Below are 24,978 nucleotides of genomic sequence, written 5' to 3' on the forward strand. Positions count from 1 at the left end.
CGGAGGGCATGAGCTCGACGAAAGGGAGAGAGGCTTTCGAGTCATGGAGCCAACGGATAGAACGCACCCAAAGCCGAGTGGGGACGTCTCAATGAATTCCTTTTGGCGGCACAGAGTGTTCAAACGATGAGAATCGAGGATCTTCTTATCTGGCCAGGGCGAAATTCGCTCGGGGGTCAACCTGAGTCCGACGCCTTGCGCGAGGAGGACGCACTCCTCGAGGCCGCCTTGGTCGATGTCCGGATTGACGCGATAAACTCCACGGCTTGGCTCTTGTTCGACCTCAAGGGGGCTATAAATCTTGAGATCGGAAACACGGCGGTCGTCGCAGTCCACGGAGTCACCGATCTGCAGTGGGAATCCGATCCCAAGGGGGGCAGATCGTGGTGTTCGGTCATGTCCTGGATGCCGGAGGTGGTGCAGGGAATGTTCGTCATCAGGGCCCAGATGCTCTTTGGTCCACTGTTGCAGGTGCGTGGAAAGGAGGCGGAGTTCTATGTCGGTGATGTGCCAGGAGGTGACGACGCTCCGCCGAACTTCTCGAGCGCATCGGACAAGGAGGTGCGTGAGGGCATGGTGCAATGGTCATCGGAGTTCGAGTCGATATCCACATCTATTGTTGGCCCTTGGGGCTAGAGCCTCCAATGTGAGGACTGGGGGCGTCGGTGTCACGGCGACAAGTGTGCACTACCCTCATGGTCGAGTTTCCCCGAGTGGGCCTCGGACTACTGCTTCCACGAGAGGCTCGTGGATGATGAACCTGAAGCTTCCACTGTCTTCAAGAGGCGACGCTCCGAGATTGAAGAATTCGATTCCCGGAGGTGCGGCGGTGAGCCAGGATCAGTATCCCCTTGGAGTCAGATCCAGCGTTGGGCGAGGAGGCGGGGACATGGTGGAAGTTGTCGAACGTAGAGTGGCGCCCGGCGTCTGAAGGATGAAAATCGAAGACCTTCTCATTTGGGCAGGGCGAAAAGTGTGCCTGTGGATCGGGGGTGGTCTGATGGCACTCTTCCCCTGAGGCTCGTGACCCGGCAGAGAAGCCGGATCATGGTGAACCCTGCTCTTTTCGGGGTGCGCGCCGCCGGTGGGGACCGTTCCTCGCCAGCCTCCCGGGCGACACCATCGGCAGTGAGCTGTAGCCCGGGCACGCCGGGTGCGGCTGCTCAGCCCGCGATGACCACGTGCAGCGTCCGGGGGCCGTGGACGCCCTCGACGCGGGAGAGCTCGATGTCGCTCGTGGCGCTCGGGCCGGAGATCCAGGTCTGCGGGCGGTCGGGGTGCTCGGCGAGGATCGCGACACCCTCAGGCACAGTCTCGACGACCTGGTCGCGGCGCACGACGCACACGTGGACGTCGGGGACGAGGGTGACGGCTCGGCGGCCCTGGTCGGGCTCGCCGTCGAGGACGATGGTGCCGGTGTCGGCGACCGACACTCTCGAGGCGGTGACGACGGCGTCGACCTCGTCGAGCTCGAGGGCGGTCATCGGGTGCTCGCGAGAGTCGTCGAGGACGGAGACTGTCGTCGGCAGGGCGGCGAGCCACGACCTGTCGATACCTGAGGGGACGACGATGCTGCTGGCGCTCGGCAGCCCGTGGACGATCTCGGCGACCACCCGCGCGACCGCGGCGTCGTCGACAGCGTGGTGCACGGTCGCCCTGTAGTCGACCAGACGGTCGACGAGCATCTCGACAGCCTCGTCAGAACCGACGGCCAGCGATCCGCTCGTCCGGTACTCCCTCTCGACGGTGGTCACAGGGCCGCCTGAGGCGGTGACGTCGGAGAGGGCGCTGCGCACCCGCCCCATGATCTCCTCGCGTGCGCTCATGCGACGTCGCCTCCCGTCGTGCTGCTCGTCCCGCTCGCCGGTCCGGCCGGTCTTGGCTCGCTCTCGTCCTCCGGGTGCGTCCGGGCCCACCACTGCCGGAAGGTCTCCTTCGGCGGGGCGGGCAGGTCTCGTGCCCCGGTCCAGAGCGACCCCGGGTAGGGCAACGTCGAGATGCGTCCCTTCTTGCCCGCCATGACCCGCAGCACGGCGGTGCCCTTCTCGGCCTTGGCGAACCGGTCCGCGTCGGACATGACGTACGACGCGGCCTTCATCGCCGCACCCCAGGCCGTCGGGCGGTGCCGGGCCTTGTCCTCCTCGACGGTGCGTGCGCGCAGGTGGACCAGCAGCGACGGGATGTCGATCTTCACAGGGCACACCTCGTAGCAGGCGCCGCAGAGCGTCGAGGCGAAGGGCAGCGTGCTGTTGGGGTCGGAGTGCCCTGTGGTCCCCGTGAGCTGCGGGGTGAGGATCGCGCCGATGGGCCCTGGGTACACCGAGCCGTAGGCGTGCCCGCCCACACGCTCGTACACGGGGCAGACGTTGAGGCAGGCCGAGCAGCGGATGCATTTAAGAGCCGCGCGGCCGACGTCGTCGGACAGTGCCCTGGTGCGCCCGTTGTCGAGCAGCACGAGGTGGAAGTCCTGCGGCCCGTCTCCCGGGGTGACGCCTGTCCACAGGCTCGTGTAGGGGTTCATCCGCTCGCCGGTCGACGACCTCGGGAGCAGCTGCATGAACACCTCGAGGTCGGTGTACGTCGGCACGAGCTTCTCGATCCCCATGACCGTGATGAGGGTCTCGGGCAGCGTGAGGCACATGCGGCCGTTGCCCTCGGACTCGACGACGGCGAGGGTCCCGGTGTCCGCGACGGCGAAGTTCGCGCCGCTGATCGCGACCTTCGCGGAGAGGAACTTGCGGCGCAGGTGCGCGCGGGCGGCCATCGCGAGCTCGCGCGGTGCGTCGGTCATGCCGTCGGGCGTCGACTCCATGCGGTTGAGGAAGATCTCGCGGATCTCGGAGCGGTTGCGGTGGATGGCGGGGACGAGGATGTGCGAGGGCATGTCGTCGGCGAGCTGGACGATGAGCTCGGCGAGGTCGGTCTCGAAGGCCGCGATGCCCTCTTCGGCGAGGGCCTCGTTGAGGCCGATCTCCTGGGTGGCCATCGACTTGACCTTGACCACCTCGGTCTCGCCCGTGGCCTTGACGAGGTCGGCGACGATCCGGTTGGCCTCTGCGGCGTCGCGGGCCCAGTGGACCGTGCCGCCCCGCGCGGTGATGTTGCGCTCGAGCTCCTCGAGGAGCTCGGGCAGGCGGGCCATGACGTCGACCTTGATGTCGGAGCCGGCTGTGCGCAGAGCCTCCCAGTCCGGGACCTCCCCGACGACGGCGGCGCGCTTGGCGCGGATGGTCGACGTGGCGTGCGCGAGGTTGCGGCGCAGCTGGGTGTTGCCCAGGGCCTTGCGGGCGGCCTCGGGGAAGGTGTCGCCCCAGCGCAGCGGCTCGTCGGGGTGCGGGACCTCGTCTCCGGCGATCGCCGGGGCGAGGGGCTCGGTGGCGCCCGTGCCCGTGTCGCCACCGACCCCGTGGGAGCGTCGAGAGCGCAGCGTCGGCAGGCCGAGGAAGGTGCTCATCGGGTGCTCACCTCGACGGGTGCGGCACCTGCTGCAGAGGGTGGTCGGGTGGGTTCGGCCTGCGTGCTCGCGAGGATCTCGGCGAGGTGCATGGTCCGCACGCCGGCCCGCGTGCGGGTGAGACCACCGCCGATGTGCATGAGGCAGGAGTAGTCGCCCGCGGTGAGCACCTCGGCGCCTGTCGACTTCACGTGGGTCATCTTGTCGCTCAGCATGGCTGTCGACGTCTCGGAGTTCTTGATCGCGAAGGTGCCGCCGAAGCCGCAGCAGGACTCGGCCTCGGGCAGCTCGACCAGGTCGATGCCGTCGACGGCGCGCAGCAGCTGCAGCGGCTTGTCGCCGACGTGCAGCATGCGCAGCGAGTGGCACGTCGGGTGGTAGGTGACCCGGTGCGGGAAGTGCGCTCCGACGTCGGTGACGCCCAGGACGTCGACGAGCAGCTCGGAGAGCTCGTAGGTCTTCGCGGCGACGGCGTCAGCCGTGGCGGCGAGGGCGTCCTGGCCGGCGCGGCGGCAGACCATCGCCTGCTGGTGCCGGATCGACCCTGTGCACGAGCCCGACGGGACGACGACGGCGTCCCACTCGGCGTCGAGGACGGGGGCGAAGGTCTCGACGTGGTTCTTGATCACCGGGAGCGCGTCGGCGTAGTAGCCGGTGTTGACGTGCATCTGCCCGCAGCAGGTCTGCGTCGGCGGGAACACCACCTCGTGGCCGAGGCGCTCGAGGAGGGTGACTGTGGCCTGAGGGGCCTGCGGGAACATCGCGTCGGCGATGCAGGTGGCGGCGAGGGCGATGCGCACGGTGATCCTTGGGGTGGGGGCCGGGATCTGACTGCTGTCCACCATAACGCATGTGGTCAGACCACAGGGAAACGCTTTCCACTCGACAGAGTGTGCGGACAGGGCGACAGGTTGTGCACCTGCGGCTCACCGCGGAGCCCGGACGATGTCAGATCGTCGAGGCGCGCCCGGCCCGGGTCGACGACAGGCGTCGACGAGCGCGCCACCGCGAGCACCTACGGCACCGCGGCGGGCACAGCAGAGGAGCTGAGATGACGACGATCCGTGCAGTGTGGAACCGCTTCGCCGACAGACGGCCTGGCCTTGCCCAGCTGGTCATGTTCTCGTTGCTGAGCACCGGGATGACTGTGCTGCAGCTGATCCTCATGCCCGCCATCAAGTGGGCCTTCGGCAGGACCTCGCTCGTCGACACGGCCTTCCAGGTCTTCCAGGTCGGTGACGCCTCGGGCGGCACGCCCTTCTACGTCTTCGACTACGCCGCAGGGGCCCTGCCGCTCGGCGGCGGAGGGCTCGCGTACTTCCTCGCCGTGCAGATCACGCTGCTCGTCGCGCAGGTGATCAACTTCTTCCTGCAGCGCAGCATCACCTTCAAGTCGACCTCGAACGTGTGGTGGGCGGCGTTCTGGTACACCGTCGCCTACGTGGTGATCTCCTTCGGTGCGGCGGTCCTCCAGGCGTTCTACAAGGAGCCCGTCTACACGCTCTTCATGGAGACCTGGGGTCTCGGCGCGAGCGGTGAGGCGCTCGCCGACGTCGCGACCATGCTCATCAACGCCTGCGTGTCCTTCTGGGTGTTCTTCCCGATCTTCAAGCTGATCTTCAAGCAGGAGCCTGCCGTCGCGGTCGCCGAGGGCGGCGACGAGCCTGGTGCTGCCGGGGGCTCGGCGGCAGCCGTCTCGGACGGGTCGTGCGCCGAGGCTGGCGCTCCCGCCGGGTCTGTCGAGAGCGTCGGGGTGGCTGACGCCGTCGGGAGGGGCGAGGCCGCGGTCCGCTGACCGACGGTCCGTGCGGGCGCACACCTCGCAGCGCTCGTCGCCCGCACGGCCGGAGCCCGTCAGCCGCCTGAGCCCGGCAGCCGCCCGAGACCGTCAGCGGCCGAGAGTGTCAGCGCGGCTGGCGGAGCTCTTCGGGCATCCCCGAGGCCTTGGGCATCGCGATGGCGATCTCCCGGGTGACCGGGTGGTGCGGGTTGTTGAACAGCTGCTCGGGCGTGCCCGACTCGACGAAGGTCCCGTCCGAGAGCACGTGCACGGTCGAGCAGATCCGGGCGATCATCTCGAGGTCGTGCGAGACGAGCAGCAGACCGATCTTGCGCTCGGCGACGATCTCGGAGATGCGCCGGCCGAGCTCGAGGCGCAGGGTGTGGTCGAGGGCCGTCGTCGGCTCGTCGAGGATGAGGATGTCGGGCCGTGTCGCGAGGGCCGAGGCGAGCGCGAGACGCTGCTTCTCCCCGCCGGACAGTGTCCCGATGGTGCGGGACTCGTAGCGGTTCTCGAGCAGGACCGTGCTCAGTGCGTCCTCGACCGAGGCGCCGGTGTCGCGGCCCGCCTTGCGGGCCTTGGAGAGGTCCGCCTCGAGCGCCTTGCGCACGGTCAGGCGCGAGTCGAGCCCTGTGAAACCGTTCTGCTGGACGCGGCGGACCGACACCCCGAAGTTCTTCTTCGCACCGAGGGCGAGCTTGCTCACGGTGCGGTCGTTGAAGGTCACGCGGCCGCCGCTGGGCTTGAGGACGCCGACCAGAGCGTGGATGAGTGTCGTCTTGCCGACCCCGGACTGCCCGATGACCCCGATCGGGGTACCGCCGCCGGTCAGCGTGAGGCTGACGTCGCGGATCACCGGCGTCCCCCCGTAGCCGGCCGACAGGTTCGTCGCGGTCAGGACGCTCTTCTGGTTGCTCATCGTTCTCCGTCCGGGGCGGACCCCTGTCAAGACCTCGTGCGTGGGCGCGGGACCGCCGACGTCGACGTCAGGCGGCTGCGCACGCCCCCCCACCACCTGTTCGACGGACGGGGCACGCACAACGTTCCCACCTTATGCGCCCTACGCTGACCGGGTGAGAACACACGAGCGCGTGCTGGCCCGCATCGAGGCCGACCTCGCCGCCGGGCGGTGGGCCGTCGGCGAGCGGCTCCCGGGCGAGCGCGCGCTGGCCGAAGAGCTCGAGGTGTCCAGGCCGTCGGTGCGCGAGGCGCTGCGGGTCCTCGAGGCGATGGGCATCGTGCGGACGGCCGTCGGGTCAGGGCCGGACTCGGGGGCGACAGTCGTCGACCACCCGGCCGCAGGCCTCGGGTCTGCGGTGCGCCTGCATCTCGCCTCGGGGGCGCTGCCCGTCCAGGACGTCGTCGAGCTCCGCGTGCTGCTCGAGACGTGGGCCGTCGGCGCCGCGGCGCGACGCACCCCGGCCCCGTCCTTCGACCAGGCCGAGGCGCTGCTCGACCAGATGGACGCACCGGGGGTCGGCCTCGAGGAGTTCCTCGAGCTCGACACGGCCTTCCACGTCGCGCTCGCAGCCGCCTCGGGCAACGTGCTGGTCGAGGCGGTCATGCTCGGGCTCCGCGGGGCGATCGGTGCCTACGTGACGGAGGGGACGCGACGGCTCGACGACTGGCAGGCGACAGCCGAGCGCCTGCGCGCAGAGCACCGCGAGGTGCTCCGTGCGGTCCGTGACGGCGCAGCGAGCGAGGCGGGCAGCGCCGTCGCGGCGCACATCGACGGGTTCTACAGGGACACGGGCCTCGAGCGCCGTGGGCCCGGGGGAGCGGAGGGTCCGCGCGCCTGAGGGAGCGGCAGACCTGGACGCCGGTCAGGCGTCAGTGCACGACCTTGAGCCCGACCACGCACGCGACGATGCCGAGCAGCAGCAGGATGCGGACCAGGGATGCGGGCTCCGCGCCTGTGACCATCGCGTAGGTCACGGTGCCGACGGCACCGATCCCGACCCACACCGCGTAGGCGGTGCCTGTGGGGAGCTCGCGCATCGCGTACGCGAGCCCGGCCATGCTGATCACGAGCCCGACGCCGAACACGACAGTCGGTGCAAGTCTGCTGAGCCCGTCGCTGCGGCCGAGGGCTGTGGCCCAGACGGCTTCGAAGACACCAGAGACGACAAGAACGATCCACGCCATGAGAGACCTCCACGCGCCGTCTTGTCGCTGACCGGGTACGGCGCACCTCGTCCGGGGTGCCTTGTGGCGATGAGATCAGGAAACCATGGCGTGCGTGTCGCGGCAACAGCCCTCGGTGCGTCTGATCTGGTACGAGCGTACCACTTCGGGGTCAGGCGGCAAGGGGTGCGGTGCTGCGGCGTATCAGGCGCGGCGCTGCGCGGGCCTCAGGCGCAGTGACGCGGGGGCCTCAGGCGCCCGTGACCTCGATCGTCAGGGTCATCCCCGCCGCCCGGTGGCCGCTCACGCTGCACCAGCCGTCGAGGTCTTCGTCGACGACGCCGAGGTCGAGGGTCGCGGACGAGTCGCGCGCCAGCAGCTCGGTCGACAGGTCGTTCTCGAAGACGAGGTCGTGCGGCATGGAGTCGGCGTTCGTGGTCTCGAGGATCACGTGCGTGCCCGGCTCGACCTCGATCACCGAGGGCTCGAAGCGCATGTCCTTCATGACGACCGAGACCGTCATGGTCCCGTCGGCGGCGACTGTCGTGCCGCCAGCAGGTTCGGGGTCCGTCGAGCAGCCTCCGAGGGCGGCGACGGCGAAGACCGTCGCGCAGACGGCGACGCGGCCGACGGCAGTCACGTGGCGGGGGTGCGAGGCGCGCGGCACGGTCACGCGGCGTGGCCGGGTGTGCCGGCAGAGGCGGTTCGCAGGGTTCAGACGGGTCGAGTGGCGGATATCGCGGTGGAACACGGCTCTACTGTACGGCGGTGCACGACGGGCTGTCAGACGGCCCAGGGGGCTCCGGCCGCCGCGAAGGTCTGAGACCGGGCTGCCACCCGCTCGCACCACTCCTCGACCTCCTTGACGACGGGGCGTCTGTCGCCGCCCTCGCCGACCCAGCGGACCAGGTCCTCCGGGACCCGTCGCGGCGCGGGAGCCGAGCGGACCGCCTCGACGACCTGCGTGAAGGCGCCCGTCGCGTCGAGGGAGCACAGCAGCTCGCGCTCGGCACGGCGCTCGCGGACGTCCAGGAGGTCGTCGAGCAACGGCATGCGGCCACCCTGGACGAACCGCACGCCCTCGGGCAGCTGCACCTCGACGCGGTCGGTCTCGTAGTAGAGCACCACCCGACCGAGGGTCCCGTAGACCGTGATGCGCGACGGCGTGCGGACGGGGGCGCACAGGCTCAGCCCGAAGCCGAAGGTCACGCCGCTCGTCGCGAGCACGCGGACCGAGGAGGTGTCGTCGGCCTCGATCGGGTTGGCATGGAAGAGGTCGACCTCGACCTCCGCGACGTCCTCGGCGCGACGGACACCGCCGACCCGTAGTGCTGTCGCGACGGCGTGCGCGAGCGGGTTGGTGACGACGCCGTCGACCACCTCGACGCCGTCCAGGACGCGTCGTCCGGCCCACGGGGCGCGTGCCCAGTAGCTCGCGGGGCGGGTCCACGTGCCGACGGTCCCGACGCTGACGACCTCGCCGATCTCGCCCGAGGTGACGACCCGCTCGACCTCGGCGACGGCTGTCGAGCCGAAGGTCTGGAACCCGACCTGGCACAGCCGCCCGGTCTCCTCGACCAGCCTGAGGAGCCTGGCCTGGTCGGCGGCCGACGGGACCGGGGGCTTCTCGAGCATGACGTCGCAGCCGGCCCGCAGCGCCACCTCGGTGATGGGCAGATGCGTGTGGATCGGGGTGGAGACGATCACGACGTCGGGGCGGATGGCCGGGTCCTCGCTCGCGAGGTTCTCCTCGAGGGTGCGGAACCAGGGTGTGCCGTCGGGGAGGTCGTCGAGGCCTGCGGGATCGTCGGGGGAGACCACGGCGCCGAGCCGCACACGGCCCTGCGCTGTGAGGGCTGCGATGCGCGCCCTGTACGTGGCACCGAAGCCCCGCGGGCCGACGAGGGTGACGGTGTGGACGACGGGGGTGTCGGTATCGGCGGCGACGGCAGCGGCACTGGTCGCTGCCAGGGCATGTGTGACCTCCGCGTCGGCCGTCGTACCGGTCGTGCCAGCCCGGGGGGTCGCGGTGCTCATGGTCAGCATCCTCCCGCGAGGGCCTGGTCTGCGCGGGCGACGAGCTCGGCGACGGCGTGGGCCTCGACGGGACCGTCGACCAGGACGGCGACGAGCTCGAGCGTCAGCTGACGGCCGCGTGGCACGCTCACGCGCTCCGACCAGGCCGCGGCCGGGCCTGCTCCGTCGTACTCGGAGGCGCGCAGGAACCACGGTCGGCGCTGGGCGTCCGGCTGGACGAGCACGAGGGTCGTGGTGACCGCCCCGGTGCTCTGCACGAAGGCCACCCAGCGCGACGTCGAGCCGTGGGCGACCTCCTCGCCGGTGCCGTCCTCGGAGAGCACGACGGTGACGTCTGCGTCGCCCAGGCGCCAGAACAGACCGCCGTACCCAGCGCCGGGGCGTCCGTTGGTCGCGGGGCTGCCGAGGCTCAGTTCGCGGACGTCGGCGCGCAGCGTGCTGGTCCAGCGGAGCGTCCACGCGTCGCCGAGGGTGCGCGCCGTGAGCGTCCTGACCTCGTGCAGGACGGGTGCGTCGTCCTCGTCGTCCCAGGTGAGCAGCTGGACGACGTCGGCACCGGCACGCTCGCGCTCGTCGTCGGTCGAGGGGATGCGGGTCTCGGTGACGCGCTGGCGTCCGTGGTTGTCGAGGAGCGTCGATCCCTGGTCGCGCACATAGGTGCGACCGCCCCAGAACGAGGTGCCGTCGACGTCGGGCAGCGCTGCCGAGAGCCCGAGGTGGTGCAGGTGGTCTGCGGGTGCGAGGTCGGTGAGCACTGTGCCGCCGAGGGTCCGGACCGGGTGCAGGAAGGGGCGGGGGGAGTGCACCCTGTCGACTGTCGAGCCGTGGTCGTAGCGCGCGAGCTCTGCTCCGTCGAGCGTCAGGGTGGTCGCGCCGCCCGCCGGGCGCCAGGTCCCCGCGGCGGTGGCGGCGGTCGCGGTGGCGGCCGTGCTGCTGGTGCTGCCAGGGCTGGCTGTGGCGACGGTACCGCCGGGCTCGATCGTGGGACTCATGGGTGCCTCGCTCCGTTGCGTGGTGATGACGACGCGGCAAGCGTATCCCAGAAACCGGTTTCTCAGAAGGGTGACGGAAGGCAGGCCCGAGGGCCGTGCTGCGCTGTCGGGCCCGGTCAGAGGGAGAGCGCGCGCTCCGCGAGCTGGTCGCCCTCGTCGGGGCGGATGCGCCTGTCGAGCATGAGCCCGACGAGGTCGAGGCGCAGCGACTGGCCGGACTCGACCGTGAGGGCCGTGTCCCATGCGAGGGCCGGACCGGCCCCGGGGAAGGTCGCTGCCCGCACGAACCACGGCGACGGGTCGCCGGGCTGGGCGAGCAGGAGCGTCGTCCAGCGCTCGCCGCGCCGCTGCGTGAGCGCGAGCCACGGCGACCTGGACCCGTGCGCCGCCCCCTCGCCCTCGCCGTCGTGGCTCAGCACGTGCGTCTCGTCGGCCGTGGAGAGACGCCAGAAGAGCCCGCCGTACCCGGCTCCCGGGCGTCCGGCGGCCCCGGGGCTCGTGATGGTGAGGTCGCCGTGGTCGGCGACGAGGTCGCTCGTCCAGCGCAGCGCCCAGCCCTCGAGGTCCGCCTGGAGCGAGCCGCGCAGGGTCCGTCGCTCGGTCAGCAGGGGATCGCCGTGCTGGTCGAGCCAGGCGACGGTGTCGTCGAGAGTGGGTCCGGGTGTCTCGGCGAGCGTCGTCGCTGTCGACACCTGCTGGCCGTGGTTGGCCAGGAGTGTCGGCCCGACGTCCCTGACGAAGGTCCGCCCTCCCCAGAAGCTCGTGCCGTTGACGTCGGGGATGGCGACCGAGAAGCCGTAGTGGTGGCGGTGGTCGACCGGGCTGGTCTCGGTCATGAGCGCGCCGGCGAGCGTGCGCACGGGGTGCAGGTGCGGTCGTGGTGCGTGGACGGCGGGGACACCCTGGCCTGTCGTGTAGCGGGCCAGCGCGACGTCGCCGATGTCGCCGCTGTGGAGCACGACGGCCTGGCCGTCGAGGCGCCACGTGAGGGTGCCGCCGGGGGCGCGGTCGGTCGTGCTGCCCGCAGTGCCTGCCGCTGGACGGGCGGCGGGGTCTGCTGTGGTGTCCTCGGTCGACCGGGTCGTGCTGGTTGGCGCCCTGGGTCCCGCCTCGGCCGGCGGGCTGTCGACGAGAGCGCCCTCGCTGGCGGGCAGTCTGGCCGGCACCGGTCCGGTGCTCGCGCGCACCTCGAGGCGCGGCTCGAAGCGGGTGATCTCGGCTGCTGTCGCCGCGCCGGTGATGACGTCCTGGAGCCGGTGCCACGCGTGCCGCCCGAGCTCGGCCTGCGGGATCGCGAGCGTGGTGAGCGACGGCGTCGCGTACCGGGCGAGCTCGATGTCGTCGCAGCCGACGATCGAGATGTCGTCGGGCACGGCCACGCCGGTCTCGTTGAGCCTGGACAGCAGCCCGAAGGCGACGAGGTCGTTGAAGGCGACCACGGCCGTCGCGCGCGTGGCGAGGACCTCCTCGACGACGGCGTACCCGTCCCCGACGGTCGGTCCGCACTCGAGGATCGTGAGGTCGATCTCCGGGTGCACGAGGCGCGCCTCGGTGAGCCCTGCGAGCCGCCAGGAGTTGGAGGCCGAGCGTGCCGGCCCGGAGAGGTAGACGAGCCGTGTGTGGCCGAGGGACACGAGGTGGTCGACGACGGCGCGCATGCCGCGGACGTAGTCGACGGACACGCTCGGCGCCTGCCCCTGCGGGGCCGTCCGGTTCACGAGGACTGCGGGGCCGACCTGAGGGAGCAGCTCGGCGAGGACGTCGTCGGGCATCCGCGGCGACACGAGCACGAGGGCGTCGCAGCGCTGACGGGCCTCGAGGGCGATCTCGGCCTCGTCGTCGGGGGACTCGCCGGTGTCGGCGACCAGCACCCTGTAGCCCTCGGGGGCGGCGGCGCTCGTGACCCCGCGGAGGATCTGCTGGAACATCGGGTTGCCGAGGTCGGGGACCATCAGGGCGATCGTGTTGGTCCGGCCCAGGGACAGCGAGCGCGCGACGTTGCTGGGCCTGTAGCGCAGGCGGGTCGCGGCGGCCTCGACGCGCTGCGCGATGTCGGCGGCCACGGTCGCCCGGCCGTTCATCACGCGTGAGACCGTGGCCCTCGAGACCCCTGCGGCGTCGGCGACGTCGCCGATCGTGGCAGCGCCCGAGCGTCGTCGTGGTCCCGCGTCTGCTGTGGCCATCGCTCGTTCTCCTGCGTCGTCGTGCTGCGCCCCGGCTGGGTCTTGAAGGTACACCACGGGAAATCGGTTCCTCAGGTCCTCCGGCCCAGCGCCGCGCGTCTCGTCGCCGAGGTCCCCGCGGCCGCGCCGACCTCGGGTCTACCGGGTGCGCAGCGCGGACCGCTGGTTCCCGTCCGCGTCGAAGTTCTCGGGCGCGAGCCAGGCCTCGAAGCCCTCCTTGGCCTGCGGCCAGTCACGGTCGAGGACCGAGAGCCACGTCGTGTCGCGGCTGCGCCCGTTGTAGACCACGGCCTGGCGGAACGTGCCCTCGTAGGTGAAGCCCAGGCGCTCGGCGGCCCGGCGCGAGGGGGCGTTGAGGCTGTCGCACTTCCACTCGTAGCGGCGGTAGCCGAGCTCGTCGAAGACGTAGCGCATGAGCAGGAAGTGCGCCTCGGTCGACAGCGGCGTGCGCTGCATGGCGCGGGAGAAGACCACCCATCCCACCTCGACCGCACCGTTGCTCGGGTCCTGCCTCATGAGTGCGAGGGTGCCGACGGCCCGCCCGGTCGAGTCGTCGACGACCGCGTAGTGCCACGGGTCGTCGGTCTGGGCCTGCCGGCGTGCCCAGTCGCGGTACTGCTCGCGTGAGTCGAACGGTCCGACCGGGAGGTAGGTCCAGTCGCTGTCGTCAGAGGCTGCGGAGTACGCGGCGTAGAGGACGTCGGCATGACGCTCGACGTCCAGGCGCTCGAGCGTGTAGTACCGGCCGCGCAGCTGGTCGGCGGCCGGTCGCGGTCGAGCGGTCCAGTCGGGCATCGGGGGACCGATGGGCTGGCCGTGCTCGTTCGTCCTGGGCAGGTCGGTGTTCTGCGCGCTCATGGATCAAGGCTACGAGGGTGGCGGCCGTCGAGGTCAGCGGGGTCGTTGTCTACCGGACCATGCGCGCGTCGGTGATCGACGGCGCGTGGGGGTCTACCTGCTCGGCTCCGTCGAGGGCGAAGCCGTTGCGCGCGTAGAAGGCAGTGGCCCGAGGGTTCTGCCTCGCCACCCAGAGCATCGCCGGCCCGGCCCCGACTGGGGTGGCCGGGCGCGGCTGCCTGCCGGTCAGAGCGCGATGACGCCCTGGAGTTCGACGGCGACCTGGACCGAGGCGATCGCCTCGCGATCGAGCGGCTCAGTGCTTCTTGACGAACCGCACCTGACCGTCCTCCTGGACGCCGTCGTCCTGCCATCCGAGATGGCGGTAGAAGCCGTTCGCCCGGACGTCTCGATCGCGGTCCGTGACGAGCCAGGTCTCAGAGACCCCCTGCTCGGCAAGCCAGCGCTCCGCCGTCTCGAGCAACGCACGTCCCAGGCCCTGGCCCTCGACGTCCGGTCGGACGAACAACGCGAAGACCGTTGCCTCCTCGGCGTCGACCATCACGAAGCCGGCGACCTGTCCCTCCAGCTCAGCGACCCAGCCTCGCCCGGACCCACGCAGCATGCCCGGCAGAGACTCGGCAGTGATTCCGTCCGCCGCGAGCTCTTCGACTGTCATGTGGTTCTCGCGCACGGCCGTCCTGACAGCGAACAGATGAGGGACGTCGGCTGCGCAGGTGGGCCTGAGGTGGAACTGAGGTCGAGGTGCAGAGGATGGCATGCGCGCCATGATCCCAGACCCGCGGACCGGCGAGGAAGCGGCGGGGTGTGAGGAGTTCTGTCGCCGCTCCCGGCGATCCCCCGCTCGTCCGCTCCGAGAACGATCGTCTCTCAGGAGAGGGAGCCCGAGGTCTCAGAGCGCGAGCGTGACCGTGAACGGTCCGAAGGTGGCTCGTGCGCTCGACCCTGACGCGTCGAGGGCAGGCGGCCCCACCGGCCCGCAGGCGAACAGGCCGAGCTCTGCGCCGATCCAGCGGCCCTCCCTGGCTGTGAAGGTCTGCTCTGCCTCCTGCCACGGTCCCTGTCCGAGCCTCCACGAGAAGGTGACCTCGCCGTCAGCGGCCGTCGACGACCGCAGGCCGAGGGCGACGGACGCGTCGGTCTCCAGGTGATGGTCGAGCAGGACCGGCGCGTGGATATCGCGTTCTGCGGGGCCGGCGTCGCCCGCCTCGTCAGGGTCGACGCTCTCGCGGCACACGAGGTGCGTGACACCGTCGGAGACCTCGATGCCGATCCAGGCGTAGGCAGTCCCGAGGACGACCAGCCCTGCTCGGTGGTCCGGCGTGCTGGAGACTCCGGGACCACCGGGGAGGCCGACCGCGAGCAGCAGGCTCGTCGTCGCCGTGTGCGGGGTGCCGGGGAGCTGTTGGCCGAGCACCGCGGGGACCTCGCGCAGGGAGCCGCGGTCGACGGGTTCGATGCTCAGCCGGACGACGCCGTCTCCGTCGAGACGGGCCCAGTGCTCGGCCGGGTTCGCCTGCCAGTGCCACCGCGGTGCCAGCGTGGTCGCGCGGAAGTCGTCGTCGCGGGACGGCTCGGAGGCCGCGCGCTCGACCGCCGGGCCCGTGCCTCCAGGCGTGGCCGAGGGAGCGAGCGGCGCCTGGTCGGGACGGTCGGCCACCTCGGCACCGCCGGCAGAAGCCGCGCCCCCCGGCACTGTGTGAGTCCGCACCGGGTTCCCTGCGTGGGCCTCGTCGTCGGTCGTCGCGCCGATGCGCGGCCACCCGTCCGCCTGCCACACCATCGGCTGCAGGTGCACGACCCGTCCGTACGGTCCGCGGTCCTGGAAGTGCACGAACCAGTCGGTCCCGTCGGCGGCTTCGACCCAGGCGCCCTGGTGCGGTCCGTTGACGTCGCTCGGGCCCTGCTCGAGGACGATCCTGTGCTCGTAGGGACCGCAGACGTCACGCGACCTGAAGGCGTACTGCCACCCCGTCGCGACGCCGCCGCCGGGCGCGAAGATCCAGTACCAGCCGTCGCGGCGGTGCATCTTCGGACCTTCGAGCGTGCTGCAGCCGGGGATCACGTCGCCGTCGACGATCGTGCTCGACGGACCGACCACCGAGCGCAGACCTGCGTCGACCTCGACGAGGGTCAGGCGGTTCTTCACGCCGCTGCGGCTCTTGGCCCAGCCGTGCACCAGGTAGGTGCGTCCGTCGTCGTCCCAGAGCGGGCACGGGTCGATGATCCCGCGGCCAGGGAGCAGCAGGTGCGGGGCGCTCCACGGTCCTCGTGCATCGGTAGCCGTGAGCACGTAGATGCCGTGGTCGGGGTCTGGGTAGGTGAGGTAGAACGTCCCGTCGTGGTGGCGCAGGCTGGGTGCCCACACGCCGCCGCCGTGCCGAGGCAGGCTGAAGTGGTCGAGGGGCGGGAGCGCGGGCAGAGCGTTGGTCACGTGCTCCCACGTCACGAGGTCACGGGAGTGCAGGACCGGGAGGCCGGGTGCGCGGTTGAAGCTCGAGGCGACGAGGTAGTAGTCGTGCCCGACCCGGACCACGTCGGGGTCGGGCCAGTCGGCGTCGAGCACGGGGTTCGTGCAGGTGGTCATCTCGGGCTCCTCGGCGCGGGCGGGCTGTCTGGACCGGCTCTGGTCACGATGTCGGCACGACTATGGGAAACCGGTTCCCAGCATGGTAGCGTCCATGTCAGCAACCGGTTTCTGGTCGTGGGGACCGGTGTCATCGACCACTGACGGTCGAGATCCCTCAAGATCCCTCAATGACGAGAGAACGACGGAAGAAGGCGATGATGCGATTCACATCACGGACGCGTTTCGTGGCGGTCGGGGCCGTGGCGGCCCTCGCTGCGCTGACGGCCTGCGGGGCACCAGGGGGCGGCGACAAGGCCGAGGCCGGTCCCGCGGTCGACGACGTCGCGGCCTGGGGCGAGGCGACAGGCACGGTCCAGTTCTGGGACACGAACTCGACGCCTGAGCTCAAGGCGAAGTGGGCCGAGCTCATCGACAGGTTCGAAGAGGCCAACCCGGACATCACCGTCGAGTACCTGGGCATCCCGAACTCCTCGTACCTCGAGAAGGTCGACAACGCGCTGGCCTCGGGCGAGGTCCCCGACGTCCTGCTCATCGGCAACGACGTGGCCGGGTTCATCGCCCGGGACGCCTTCGAGAAGATCGACGGGCCGTTCTCCGAGTCCCTCGAGGCCTCGACCGACCCCGTGCAGGTCGCGACCGAGCGGGAGAACGCCCCGGACGGCGGTCTGTACAAGGCCCCGCTGAGCGCGATCTCCGACGTCATCTGGTACCGCACCGACTGGGTCGAGGCAGCGGGCCTCGAGCAGCCGACCTCCTACGACGAGTTCTACGAGCTGACCGAGAAGATGACGGCCGCCGACGAGGGACGCTTCGGCTTCGCCTTCCGCGGCGGGCCCGGCTCCATGCCGCCCATGTTCTCGATGGCCTACGGCATGGCCGGTATCGGAGAGTTCTTCACGGAGGACGGCCAGTCGACCTTCGACGACCCCGCGGTGGTCGCGGGCCTCGAGCGCTACGTGTCGCTCTTCGACTCGGTGTCGGCGCCGGCGGACCTCACCAACGACTACACCAAGATCGTGGCGGCCTTCGGCGGCGGGTCCGCGTGGTCGATGCACCACAACCTCGGCTCGTACCAGGACCACCTGCGCAACCTCGGCGGCGAGAACGTCATGGGCGTGCAGTCCTTCCCGGACGCCGACGGTGTCTCGACGGTGACCTCGCCGGGGATCTCCGGTCTGTCGATCCTCAAGGACGCCGACAACAAGGCGGCCGGCTGGAAGTTCGTCGAGTTCATGGCGACCGAGGGCAACTCGGACTGGTCCGAGGCCATCGGCCAGGTGCCCGCCAACCTCGAGGCGCAGAAGGCCCCGTGGGTCGCCGAGTCGCAGCCCCTCGAGGCCGTCGTGGCCCTCACCGAGAACCCTGACACCCAGTACCTGCGCCTGCCGACGTACCTGCCTGAGTACGGATCGATCCTCAAGACGGAGATGGAGCCCGACTTCCAGGGGATCCTGCAGGGGACCATGACGGCCCAGGAGTTCGCGACGAAGTACGCAGACCGCTTCGAGGCATCGCTCGCCGACTACGAAGAGTTCGTGCAGAAGTAACGCTGCACGACGACGCCACGAGACGTGGCACAGACAGCGGGGCCGGTGCCGGGGGGCACCGGCCCCGCTGTCTGGCCCAGGACTGAGTCACGAGCTGCTCTTCAGGGACGCTGCGCTATCGCCCACGCGACTCGAGACTGGCGGTCGAACCATGGTTTGAGATCGGGGTCGATGTCGTTCAGCACACGCCTCATCGCCAGCGTGTCATCGAAGATCTTGGTCGTGTCGAGGACCGGCTCGTAGTGGGCGATGCGATTTCGCAGCCTGAGGATCCGGTTGACGTCGAAGGTGAGCGCACCGTGATTTCTCTTCAGATGAGGAAAAGCGTCTTTGACGTTGGAGTCCCACAGTCGCTGCGTGAACGAGACGTTGCCTGACGCTGGAGGGAGAAGATAGCGCCAGGTCCCGAGCGTGGTCTGTGCGACAAAATCTCCATGTGTCGGAGCGCGGCCCTTTCCTCTGATGGCTTTGTCGACGTTGTCCTTCAGCGCAGCAAACCTCCGCGCTCCCTGACTGTTGCTGAGGAGAGGGTGGGGCTCTGCGAGCCAGTTCCGCCCGTAGGTCCTCCCGCCCGCCGGAGGAGCCGTCAGCTGCCACGCACCGACGTGCGGGTCGATCGCGTTCCGCAAGGCGACTTCGAAGAGCCCGAGGACCTCCTGGATGGTCGACGCGACGAGGAGGTTCCACCTGTAGAGCGTGAAAGCGGCCGCGTCATCGTTCCCGCATGCAGCGAGATAGGGGGCGAAGCGTTCGTCGGCGATCGCGACTTGGATCTGCGCCCGGCTGAGGACCGGCACAGGTGCAGCAGGAGGGCTGGAGGGTTGAGGACTTGTGGGCACACGCGTAGGCTAACGAACGAAGGCGGGCCGTAAAGCTCGTTCAGTTGTGCTTCAGGCCCATCGACTTACGTCGTTGGGCCTGAAGCATTCTCCGGGTGGGCGGGATACCAGAGGGGGCAACGCTCGCGGCCGCCCGTCGGCGCGACGCTAGCTTTCTGGCCGGCGCGAACGAGTGGTCCCGGCGTCAACCCACAGAACCGCGTTCGTGCCGAGGTGCGCGGTGAGGAACTCTCCGGCGGTCGTCTGCATGGCGGCGTCGAACCTGTGCGGGCCGGGGACGAAGACGCCCGTGTGGGACCCGGGACCCGCGGCGAAGAGCTCGGCGAGCCGGGCGTCGGCGTCGTGCATGCCGTCCCGGGGGAACAGGGCGTCGTCCTCGGCGGAGATCACCAGCTGGTGGTGCGCCGTGCGGGCTGCGGCGACGTCGGTCCAGTCGAGCTCGCGGGCGAGGCCGGGGGTCTGCAACAGCCACGAGTGCGCGTCGAGGTAGGCGGGGACCAACGAGTTGAAGGTCGTCATCATGCAGACGACGACGCTGGCCCGGACTTGGGGGTCCAGGTGGGCCAGGACGGCGGCCCGGCCACCACCTCCCGAGAACCCGACGACCCCGAGCCTGCCGGCGTCGACGTCGGGCATGGACGAGAGGACGCCGAGGGCCGCGAGGTCGTCGTGCGCGACGGTCCCCGCGAAAGACGTGCCGAGCAGCCCGGCCGCCTTGGCCAGGGTCGACTCGTGGTGGGCTGCGGCGGCGTCGTAGCGCTCGGCGGCTGTCGGCGTGTGCCCGCCGGCGGCCCAGACCTGCTCGTGGAGGTCGAGGGTGTCGCGGGTCCGCCACGGCGGCGGGTCCAACGTGACGCGGCGCGAGCCCCAGGCGAAGGTGTCGTGCGCGAGCACGACGAAGCCGCGCCGCGCGAGGTCGGAGGCGACAGACCGGCCCTCGTAGCTCGACGCGCGGACCCGCTCTGCCTCGGGCGTCGACGAGGGGGTCCGGACGAGGCGGTCGGCGCCGACCCACTTGACCCCGGCGTGGCAGTGCAGCGCGAGGACGCCCGGCAGCGGGGCGTCAGGTGAGGCATCGGCGGGGGCGAGCCGCCAGGCCCGCGTCGGTGGGCCGAAGCCCGTCTGCCACTCGAGCTCGGTGCCCACGACCCCGTCGTCCTCCCAGGTGCGGACGACCCGCGCCGCGCCCACGACGAGCGGGCGCGGCGCAGGGACACCGAGCAGCCGGGCGAGGCGCGCCGTGTGCGCGTCCCCGTCGAGCAGGGGAGCAGACCGCAGGTACGCGGGCCAGTCCTCGTACCCGCCGATCGCGCTCGGGCGGCTCATCCCTTCACGGCGCCCGACGACATGCCCTTGACGAGGAACTTCTGCACGTAGGCGAAGACCAGCACGACGGGTACGACGGCGATCACACCGCCCGCGGCGAGCGCCCCGAAGTTCACGGCGTTCTCACCGATCATGTAGTTGAGCCCGACCGGGATCGTGAACTTGCTCTGCGAGTTGAGGAACATCAGCGCGAAGAGGAAGTTGTTCCAGGCGCCGATGAAGGCGAAGGAGCTGATCGCGACGATGCCGGGCAGCAGGAGCGGCAGCACGTTCGCTCGGAAGCCCTGGAGCCGGCTGCACCCGTCGATCCACGAGGCCTCTTCGATCTCGATCGGCACGTTCCTGATGAAGCCCGTCATGAGCATGATCGACAGGGGCATCTGGAACACCGTGTCCGCGATGATGATGCTCCACAGCGTGTTCGTGAGGTTGACCGACCTGAACACCTCGAAGAGCGGGATGAGGAGCATCGCGCCCGGGACGAACTGCGTGCAGAGCAGCCCGACGAGGATGACGTTCTTGGCGCGGAAGTCGTAGCGCGCCATCGCATACCCGGCGAGCAGCGAGATGAACGTGACGCAGATGAGCACCATCAGCGCGATCATCACCGAGTTGCGGAAGAACACCGCGAAGCCCGAGCCGTTCCAGACGGTGTCGAAGTGCTCGAGCGTGAAGTCGTCGCCGACCGGGAAGAGCGTGTCTGAGCCGTCCTTGCGGAAGGCGAACATCGCGATCCAGTAGAAGGGGACGAGCGTGAAGAGCAGGTACAGCCCGAGCGGCAGGTAGATCGCCAGGCGGGGTGTGCGGCGGGCCTTCTCGAGGCCGCGCTGCGCGTCGGAGATCTTCTTGGCCCGTCGCTGCGGGCTCGGGGGAGTCGCGCTCGGCGCGTCCAGGGTCGCGGTGCTCATGACTTCCCCTTCTGGCCCATGCGGGTGAGCCACAGGTAGGTGATCGAGAAGAGGGACAAGATGACGAAGGCGGCCATGGTCAGGGCCGACCCGTAGCCGAACTCCTTGGTGACCGTCGCGGTCTGCGCGACGTAGAGCGGCAGGGTCGTCGTGGCCCTGGCTGGGCCTCCTCCGGTCAGCGTGTAGAGGAGGTCGACGTTGTTGAACTCCCACACGGAGCGCAGCAGGGTCGCGAGCACGAGGGCTGCCTTGATGTGCGGGAAGGTGATCGCCGTGAACCTGCGGACGCGCCCGGCGCCGTCGACCTCGGCGGCCTCGTAGAGGTCGCCGGAGATCGACTGGAGGTCGGCGAGGATGAGGATCGCGAAGAAGGGGACGCCGCGCCAGAGCTCGGCCAGGACGGCGGCCCAGAAGGCCGAGTCGCCGTCGGCGAGCGGGCTGACGCCGTAGGCGACGTGCCCCTGCTCGGCGAGGATGTGCGGGAAGCCGACGGTCGGGTTGTAGATGAGCAGCCAGATGGTCGTGGTGAGCACACCCGAGACGGCCCAGGGGGAGAACACCAGGGCTCGGGCGAAGGCACGCCCGACGAAGGTCTCGTTGATGACGAGGGCGAGGGCCAGGCCGAAGATCATCTGCAGGCCGACCTCGACGACGACCCACTTGGCGGTGAACTGGAGCGAGTCCCAGAACAGCGGGTCGCCGAGCATCTTCTCGTAGTTGCCCAGGCCCACCCAGCCGTCCATCCACGGCTTGTTGGGGTTGTACTGGTACAGGCTCGTCCGCACGACGGTGAGGATGGGGTAGGCGATGAACACCGCGATGAGCGTCAGCGTCGGGGCCAGCAGCAGGTACGGGGTCCAGCGTCCGCGGATCTTCCGCCGCAGCCGGGGAGGGCCTTCGACGTCGCCCGCGCTCTCGGGCGCCTGGTGTTCTAGCACGGCCATGGTGCTCTCCTCGGTGTGGGGCGTCTCTGCCGCAGTTCGGTGGGGCCTCGCTGCCCCAGAAACCGATTTCCCACATTCAACGCGATGAGCGTCCGAAGGTCAACAGGCTGTGGTGATCTGGCTCACCGTCGCCTAGGATGAACCGAGAAACCGGTTGCTCGACCTGAGGTCCTCATGCCGCCCTGCATCGGTGCAGGGAGACACCGCAGGTCGTCGCGCCGATCGACGAGAGGTTCGACGATGCCCTCCGGAACACCTGACCCGACGACCGCGCCTGCACCCGCCGTTGCTGGAGCTGCTCCCACCACCGTGGCTGCTGGAGCTGCACCTGCCGCCGCTGGAGCGCCAGCGCGCTCCGACGCCGCCGCGGCAGCCGGACCCGCGGGACCGCCCGTGCCCGCTGCGCCCCGCCGCCGGCACGCCGTCGTCGGGACAGGATCCCGCGCGGGGATGTTCGTCAGGTCGATGCTCACCACCCACGCGGAGGTCGCCGAGCCCGTCGCGTGGTGCGACACCAACGACGTCCGCATGGACCTCTACGACGAGCTCCTCGCCGAGCACGGTCGCGCGCCGCTCCCGCGCTACACCCCCGAAGACTTCTCGCGGATGCTCGACGAGCAGGACCCCGACGTCGTGGTCGTGACCTCCCCCGACAGCACGCACGCGCGGTACGTCGTCGAGGCCCTCGACCGCGGTGTCGACGTGGTCTGCGAGAAGCCGATGACCATCGACGTCGACGGCCTGCGAGCCATCACCGAGGCGGCCCGCCGCTCGACGGCTGAGCTGGTCGTCACCTTCAACTACCGCTACTCGCCCCGCAACAGCGAGGTGCGCCGCCTCGTCTCCGAGGGCGCGATCGGCGACGTCACCTCGGTGACCTTCGAGTGGCTGCTCGACACCGTCCACGGCGCCGACTACTTCCGTCGCTGGCACCGCGAGAAGGCGAGCTCGGGCGGGCTGCTCGTGCACAAGTCGACGCACCACCTCGACCTCGTCAACTGGTGGATCGACGACGTCCCCGAGGTGGTCAGCGCGCTCGGCCGGCTCGCCTTCTACGGCGAGGACAGCGCCGCCGCGCGCGGCCTGGGTCCGCGCCCGGCGCTCGGCCGCGACGGGGCGGCCGACGACCCCTTCGCCCTCGACATGGCCGCCGACGAGACCCTGCGCCGCCTGTACCTCGAGGCCGAGGAGGCGGACGGCTACGTCCGCGACCGCGACGTCTTCGGCCCCGGCATCACGATCGAGGACAACCTCGCGGTCCTCGTCGGCTACCGCGGGGGACCCGTGCTCACCTACTCCCTCAACGCGCACAGCCCGTGGGAGGGCTACAGGGTGGGGATCAACGGCACCCGGGGCCGGCTCGAGCTCGAGGTGGTCGAGCGCACCCACGTCCACCCCGGCTCGGCCGGCAAGATGCTCGGCCCCGACGGCAAGAAGGCGCCCGTGGTCGACCCGAGCGTCACGCACGTCGACGCCGCTGGCGGGGCCCGGGCCTTCGGCTCACGGCTCGTGCTGCAGCAGCACTGGGACGAGGCCCGCGAGCTCCCTATCCCCGAGGGGGTGGGCGCGCACGGCGGCGGCGACGCGATGCTGCTCGACGACGTGTTCCTCGGCGTCGGCGACGACCCGTTGGGCAGGCAGGCGCACTACGTCGACGGGGTCCGCAGCGTGATCGTCGGCATCGCGGCCAACGAGTCCATCCGCACTGGCGAGACCGTGCGGCTCAGCACGCTCGGCATCGAGCTCGACGCCCCCGCAGACCTGCCCGCACCGACGAGAGCCTGACCATGACCAGCACCCTCACGCCCCGCACCGACGGATTTGGCGAGCAACTCGCCCTCGGCGACGCCCTGCTCCTGCTCCGGGCCGGTGACGACGTCGCCGTCACCACCCGAGACCTGCGCCCCGGCACGGTGCTCGTCGACGGCGATCGACAACTCGAGGTCCTCGACAGCGTCCCCCGCGGGCACAAGATCGCGCTCGCGGACGTCGCCGTCGGGCAGCAGGTCCGCAAGTACGGCCAGTCGATCGGCGTCGCGACCCGGCCTGTCGTCGCGGGCCAGCACGTGCACAGCCACAACCTCGGCATGGACCTCGCGGAGCGCGTCCACGAGCTCGCGACGGTGCACCACGAGCTGCCCGAGCCCGCTGGGCCCAGGCCGACCTTCGAGGGGTACCGCCGGGCCGGCGGGAAGGTCGGGACGCGCAACTACATCGGCATCCTCACGTCGGTGAACTGCTCGGCGAGCACCGCGCGGATGATCGCCGACCAGTTCCGCGGACCCGTCCTCGACGAGTACGAGCACGTCGACGGGGTCATGGCGCTGACGCACGACTCCGGCTGCGGACTGGTGCCCGAGAACGAGGGGGCCAAGATGCTGGTCCGCACCCTCAAGGGCTACGCGGAGCACCCGAACTTCGCGGGGATCCTCGTGGTCGGGCTCGGCTGCGAGATGATCGCCGTCGGGTCGCTGCTCGACGGTCTCGACCTCTCGCCCGACACCGTGGTCGAGCACCTGACCATCCAGGAGTCGGGCGGGGTCCGGGCCACGGTCCGTCAGGGCGTCGCCGCTGTGCGCGCGATGCTCCCGGATGTCGAGAGCCGTCGCCGCGAGACCTGCGACGTCTCCGAGCTGGTGGTCGGCCTCAACTGCGGAGGCTCCGACGGGTACTCGGGCATCACCGCCAACCCGGCGCTCGGGGTCGCCTCGGACCTGCTCGTCTCCTACGGTGCGACGACAGTCCTGGCAGAGACTCCCGAGGTCTTCGGGGCAGAGCACCTGCTGACCCGGCGGGCCGTGACCGAAGAGGTCGGGCGCAAGCTCCTGCGTCGGCTCGACTGGTGGCAGGACTACGCGGCGGCCGGAGGCGGCTCCCTCGACAACAACCCGTCGCCCGGCAACAAGGCGGGCGGGCTGACGACCATCCTCGAGAAGTCCCTCGGGGCCGTCGCCAAGGGCGGTCAGGCTGACCTCGTCGAGGTCTACGAGTACGCGGAGCGCATCACGGCGACGGGCTTCTGCTTCATGGACACCCCCGGCTACGACCCGGTGTCGGTCACGGGGCTCATCGCGGGCGGGTCGACCGTCGTCTGCTTCACGACAGGGCGCGGCTCGGTGCTCGGCGCCAAGCCGACACCGTCGATCAAGCTCGCGACGAACAGCGAGCTCTACGCCCGCCAGGCCGAGGACATCGACATCAACTGCGGCCGCATCGTCGACGGCACGGCGACCCTCGAAGAGGTCGGCCGTGAGGTCTTCGACGAGATCCTGGCGGTCGCCTCCGGCAAGGAGACGGTCTCGGAAGACCTCGACCTCGGCCAGGACGAGTTCATCCCCTGGCAGCTGGGGACGGTGACCTGACACCTCCGTGCCGCTCCGGACGAGGTGTGTATAT

Annotated in this window: 22 protein-coding genes and 1 riboswitch; of the genes, 6 read left to right on the forward strand and 16 right to left on the reverse strand. The window is 70.3% G+C overall.

The window, feature by feature from the left end; all coding sequences use genetic code 11:
- The first annotated feature begins 126 nt into the window (after positions 1 to 126).
- Positions 127 to 636 (forward strand): hypothetical protein, encoded by a 510-nt coding sequence (locus tag SANBI_RS02440; protein WP_319158590.1) that lies wholly within the window; start codon positions 127 to 129, stop codon positions 634 to 636.
- A gap of 527 nt (positions 637 to 1,163) precedes the next feature.
- Here the strand turns inward: SANBI_RS02440 and SANBI_RS02445 are convergent.
- Genes SANBI_RS02445 through SANBI_RS02455 form a run of 3 tightly spaced genes read right to left on the reverse strand, consistent with a single transcriptional unit; the run spans position 1,164 to position 4,254 of the window.
- Positions 1,164 to 1,826, reverse strand: a complete 663-nt coding sequence (locus SANBI_RS02445) for a LutC/YkgG family protein (RefSeq protein WP_319158592.1) — start codon at positions 1,824 to 1,826, stop codon at positions 1,164 to 1,166.
- Positions 1,823 to 3,454 (reverse strand): LutB/LldF family L-lactate oxidation iron-sulfur protein, encoded by a 1,632-nt coding sequence (locus SANBI_RS02450; RefSeq protein WP_319158594.1) that lies wholly within the window; start codon positions 3,452 to 3,454, stop codon positions 1,823 to 1,825. Before SANBI_RS02450 ends, SANBI_RS02445 begins: the two co-directional genes overlap by 4 nt.
- Positions 3,451 to 4,254 carry a (Fe-S)-binding protein gene (locus SANBI_RS02455; protein WP_319158596.1) on the reverse strand — a complete coding sequence of 268 codons (804 nt, stop codon included), beginning with the start codon at positions 4,252 to 4,254 and terminating at the stop codon, positions 3,451 to 3,453. The genes SANBI_RS02450 and SANBI_RS02455 overlap by 4 nt, the downstream gene beginning before the upstream one ends.
- Positions 4,255 to 4,505: 251 nt before the next feature.
- Between SANBI_RS02455 and SANBI_RS02460 the strand changes: the two genes are divergently transcribed.
- Complete coding sequence (locus SANBI_RS02460) at positions 4,506 to 5,249, forward strand: hypothetical protein (RefSeq protein WP_319158598.1); 744 nt, start codon at positions 4,506 to 4,508, stop codon at positions 5,247 to 5,249.
- Positions 5,250 to 5,358: 109 nt separating this feature from the next.
- On the opposite strand, the gene SANBI_RS02465 is transcribed toward SANBI_RS02460, so the two are convergent.
- Positions 5,359 to 6,153 carry an ATP-binding cassette domain-containing protein gene (locus SANBI_RS02465; RefSeq protein WP_319158600.1) on the reverse strand — a complete coding sequence of 265 codons (795 nt, stop codon included), beginning with the start codon at positions 6,151 to 6,153 and terminating at the stop codon, positions 5,359 to 5,361.
- Positions 6,154 to 6,307: 154 nt separating this feature from the next.
- Between SANBI_RS02465 and SANBI_RS02470 the strand changes: the two genes are divergently transcribed.
- The gene (locus tag SANBI_RS02470; RefSeq protein WP_319158602.1) at positions 6,308 to 7,033 is read left to right on the forward strand and encodes a FadR/GntR family transcriptional regulator; all 726 of its coding nucleotides are present in this window, start codon (positions 6,308 to 6,310) and stop codon (positions 7,031 to 7,033) included.
- Between the two features lie 31 nt (positions 7,034 to 7,064).
- On the opposite strand, the gene SANBI_RS02475 is transcribed toward SANBI_RS02470, so the two are convergent.
- The 8 genes from SANBI_RS02475 to SANBI_RS02510 all read right to left on the reverse strand — a co-directional run bounded on the left by SANBI_RS02475 (position 7,065) and on the right by SANBI_RS02510 (position 16,015).
- Positions 7,065 to 7,379, reverse strand: coding sequence for a DMT family transporter (locus SANBI_RS02475; RefSeq protein WP_319158604.1), 315 nt, complete (start codon positions 7,377 to 7,379; stop codon positions 7,065 to 7,067).
- A 10-nt stretch (positions 7,380 to 7,389) separates the two neighbouring features.
- A riboswitch (guanidine-III (ykkC-III) riboswitch) is annotated at positions 7,390 to 7,452 on the reverse strand.
- Between the two features lie 156 nt (positions 7,453 to 7,608).
- Positions 7,609 to 8,109: a cupredoxin domain-containing protein gene (locus tag SANBI_RS02480; RefSeq protein ID WP_319158606.1), complete on the reverse strand. Its 501-nt coding sequence runs from the start codon at positions 8,107 to 8,109 to the stop codon at positions 7,609 to 7,611.
- 32 nt (positions 8,110 to 8,141) lie between these two features.
- Complete coding sequence (locus SANBI_RS02485; protein WP_319158608.1) at positions 8,142 to 9,395, reverse strand: Gfo/Idh/MocA family protein; 1,254 nt, start codon at positions 9,393 to 9,395, stop codon at positions 8,142 to 8,144.
- A 2-nt stretch (positions 9,396 to 9,397) separates the two neighbouring features.
- Positions 9,398 to 10,387, reverse strand: a complete 990-nt coding sequence (locus SANBI_RS02490; RefSeq protein ID WP_319158610.1) for a DUF6807 domain-containing protein — start codon at positions 10,385 to 10,387, stop codon at positions 9,398 to 9,400.
- Between the two features lie 116 nt (positions 10,388 to 10,503).
- Complete coding sequence (locus tag SANBI_RS02495; RefSeq protein ID WP_319158612.1) at positions 10,504 to 12,570, reverse strand: DUF6807 family protein; 2,067 nt, start codon at positions 12,568 to 12,570, stop codon at positions 10,504 to 10,506.
- A gap of 138 nt (positions 12,571 to 12,708) precedes the next feature.
- A complete protein-coding gene (locus SANBI_RS02500; protein ID WP_408669731.1) occupies positions 12,709 to 13,428 on the reverse strand; it encodes a GNAT family N-acetyltransferase in 720 nt (239 codons plus the stop codon).
- Positions 13,429 to 13,723: 295 nt separating this feature from the next.
- Positions 13,724 to 14,101: a GNAT family N-acetyltransferase gene (locus SANBI_RS02505; protein ID WP_319158614.1), complete on the reverse strand. Its 378-nt coding sequence runs from the start codon at positions 14,099 to 14,101 to the stop codon at positions 13,724 to 13,726.
- A 219-nt stretch (positions 14,102 to 14,320) separates the two neighbouring features.
- Entirely contained in the window at positions 14,321 to 16,015 is a 1,695-nt protein-coding gene (locus tag SANBI_RS02510) for a glycoside hydrolase family 43 protein (RefSeq protein WP_319158616.1), read from the reverse strand.
- Between the two features lie 200 nt (positions 16,016 to 16,215).
- Here SANBI_RS02510 and SANBI_RS02515 point away from each other — a divergent pair, with 200 nt between their 5' ends.
- Positions 16,216 to 17,565 carry an ABC transporter substrate-binding protein gene (locus tag SANBI_RS02515; RefSeq protein ID WP_319158618.1) on the forward strand — a complete coding sequence of 450 codons (1,350 nt, stop codon included), beginning with the start codon at positions 16,216 to 16,218 and terminating at the stop codon, positions 17,563 to 17,565.
- Between the two features lie 101 nt (positions 17,566 to 17,666).
- On the opposite strand, the gene SANBI_RS02520 is transcribed toward SANBI_RS02515, so the two are convergent.
- The 4 genes from SANBI_RS02520 to SANBI_RS02535 all read right to left on the reverse strand — a co-directional run bounded on the left by SANBI_RS02520 (position 17,667) and on the right by SANBI_RS02535 (position 21,582).
- The gene (locus tag SANBI_RS02520; protein WP_319158620.1) at positions 17,667 to 18,362 is read right to left on the reverse strand and encodes a hypothetical protein; all 696 of its coding nucleotides are present in this window, start codon (positions 18,360 to 18,362) and stop codon (positions 17,667 to 17,669) included.
- Positions 18,363 to 18,551: 189 nt separating this feature from the next.
- Positions 18,552 to 19,730 (reverse strand): dienelactone hydrolase family protein, encoded by a 1,179-nt coding sequence (locus tag SANBI_RS02525; protein WP_319158622.1) that lies wholly within the window; start codon positions 19,728 to 19,730, stop codon positions 18,552 to 18,554.
- On the reverse strand, positions 19,727 to 20,638 hold the full coding sequence (locus SANBI_RS02530; RefSeq protein ID WP_319158624.1) for a carbohydrate ABC transporter permease: 912 nt from the start codon (positions 20,636 to 20,638) through the stop codon (positions 19,727 to 19,729). Before SANBI_RS02530 ends, SANBI_RS02525 begins: the two co-directional genes overlap by 4 nt.
- On the reverse strand, positions 20,635 to 21,582 hold the full coding sequence (locus tag SANBI_RS02535; RefSeq protein ID WP_056135929.1) for a carbohydrate ABC transporter permease: 948 nt from the start codon (positions 21,580 to 21,582) through the stop codon (positions 20,635 to 20,637). The genes SANBI_RS02530 and SANBI_RS02535 overlap by 4 nt, the downstream gene beginning before the upstream one ends.
- A gap of 240 nt (positions 21,583 to 21,822) precedes the next feature.
- Here SANBI_RS02535 and SANBI_RS02540 point away from each other — a divergent pair, with 240 nt between their 5' ends.
- Together SANBI_RS02540 and SANBI_RS02545 are read left to right on the forward strand one after the other, a co-directional pair.
- Positions 21,823 to 23,367 (forward strand): Gfo/Idh/MocA family oxidoreductase, encoded by a 1,545-nt coding sequence (locus SANBI_RS02540; protein ID WP_319158626.1) that lies wholly within the window; start codon positions 21,823 to 21,825, stop codon positions 23,365 to 23,367.
- Between the two features lie 2 nt (positions 23,368 to 23,369).
- A complete protein-coding gene (locus SANBI_RS02545; RefSeq protein ID WP_319158628.1) occupies positions 23,370 to 24,944 on the forward strand; it encodes a UxaA family hydrolase in 1,575 nt (524 codons plus the stop codon).
- Positions 24,945 to 24,978: the final 34 nt, after the last annotated feature.

The organism is Sanguibacter biliveldensis, assembly GCF_033798665.1.
Taxonomy (GTDB): domain Bacteria; phylum Actinomycetota; class Actinomycetes; order Actinomycetales; family Cellulomonadaceae; genus Sanguibacter; species Sanguibacter inulinus.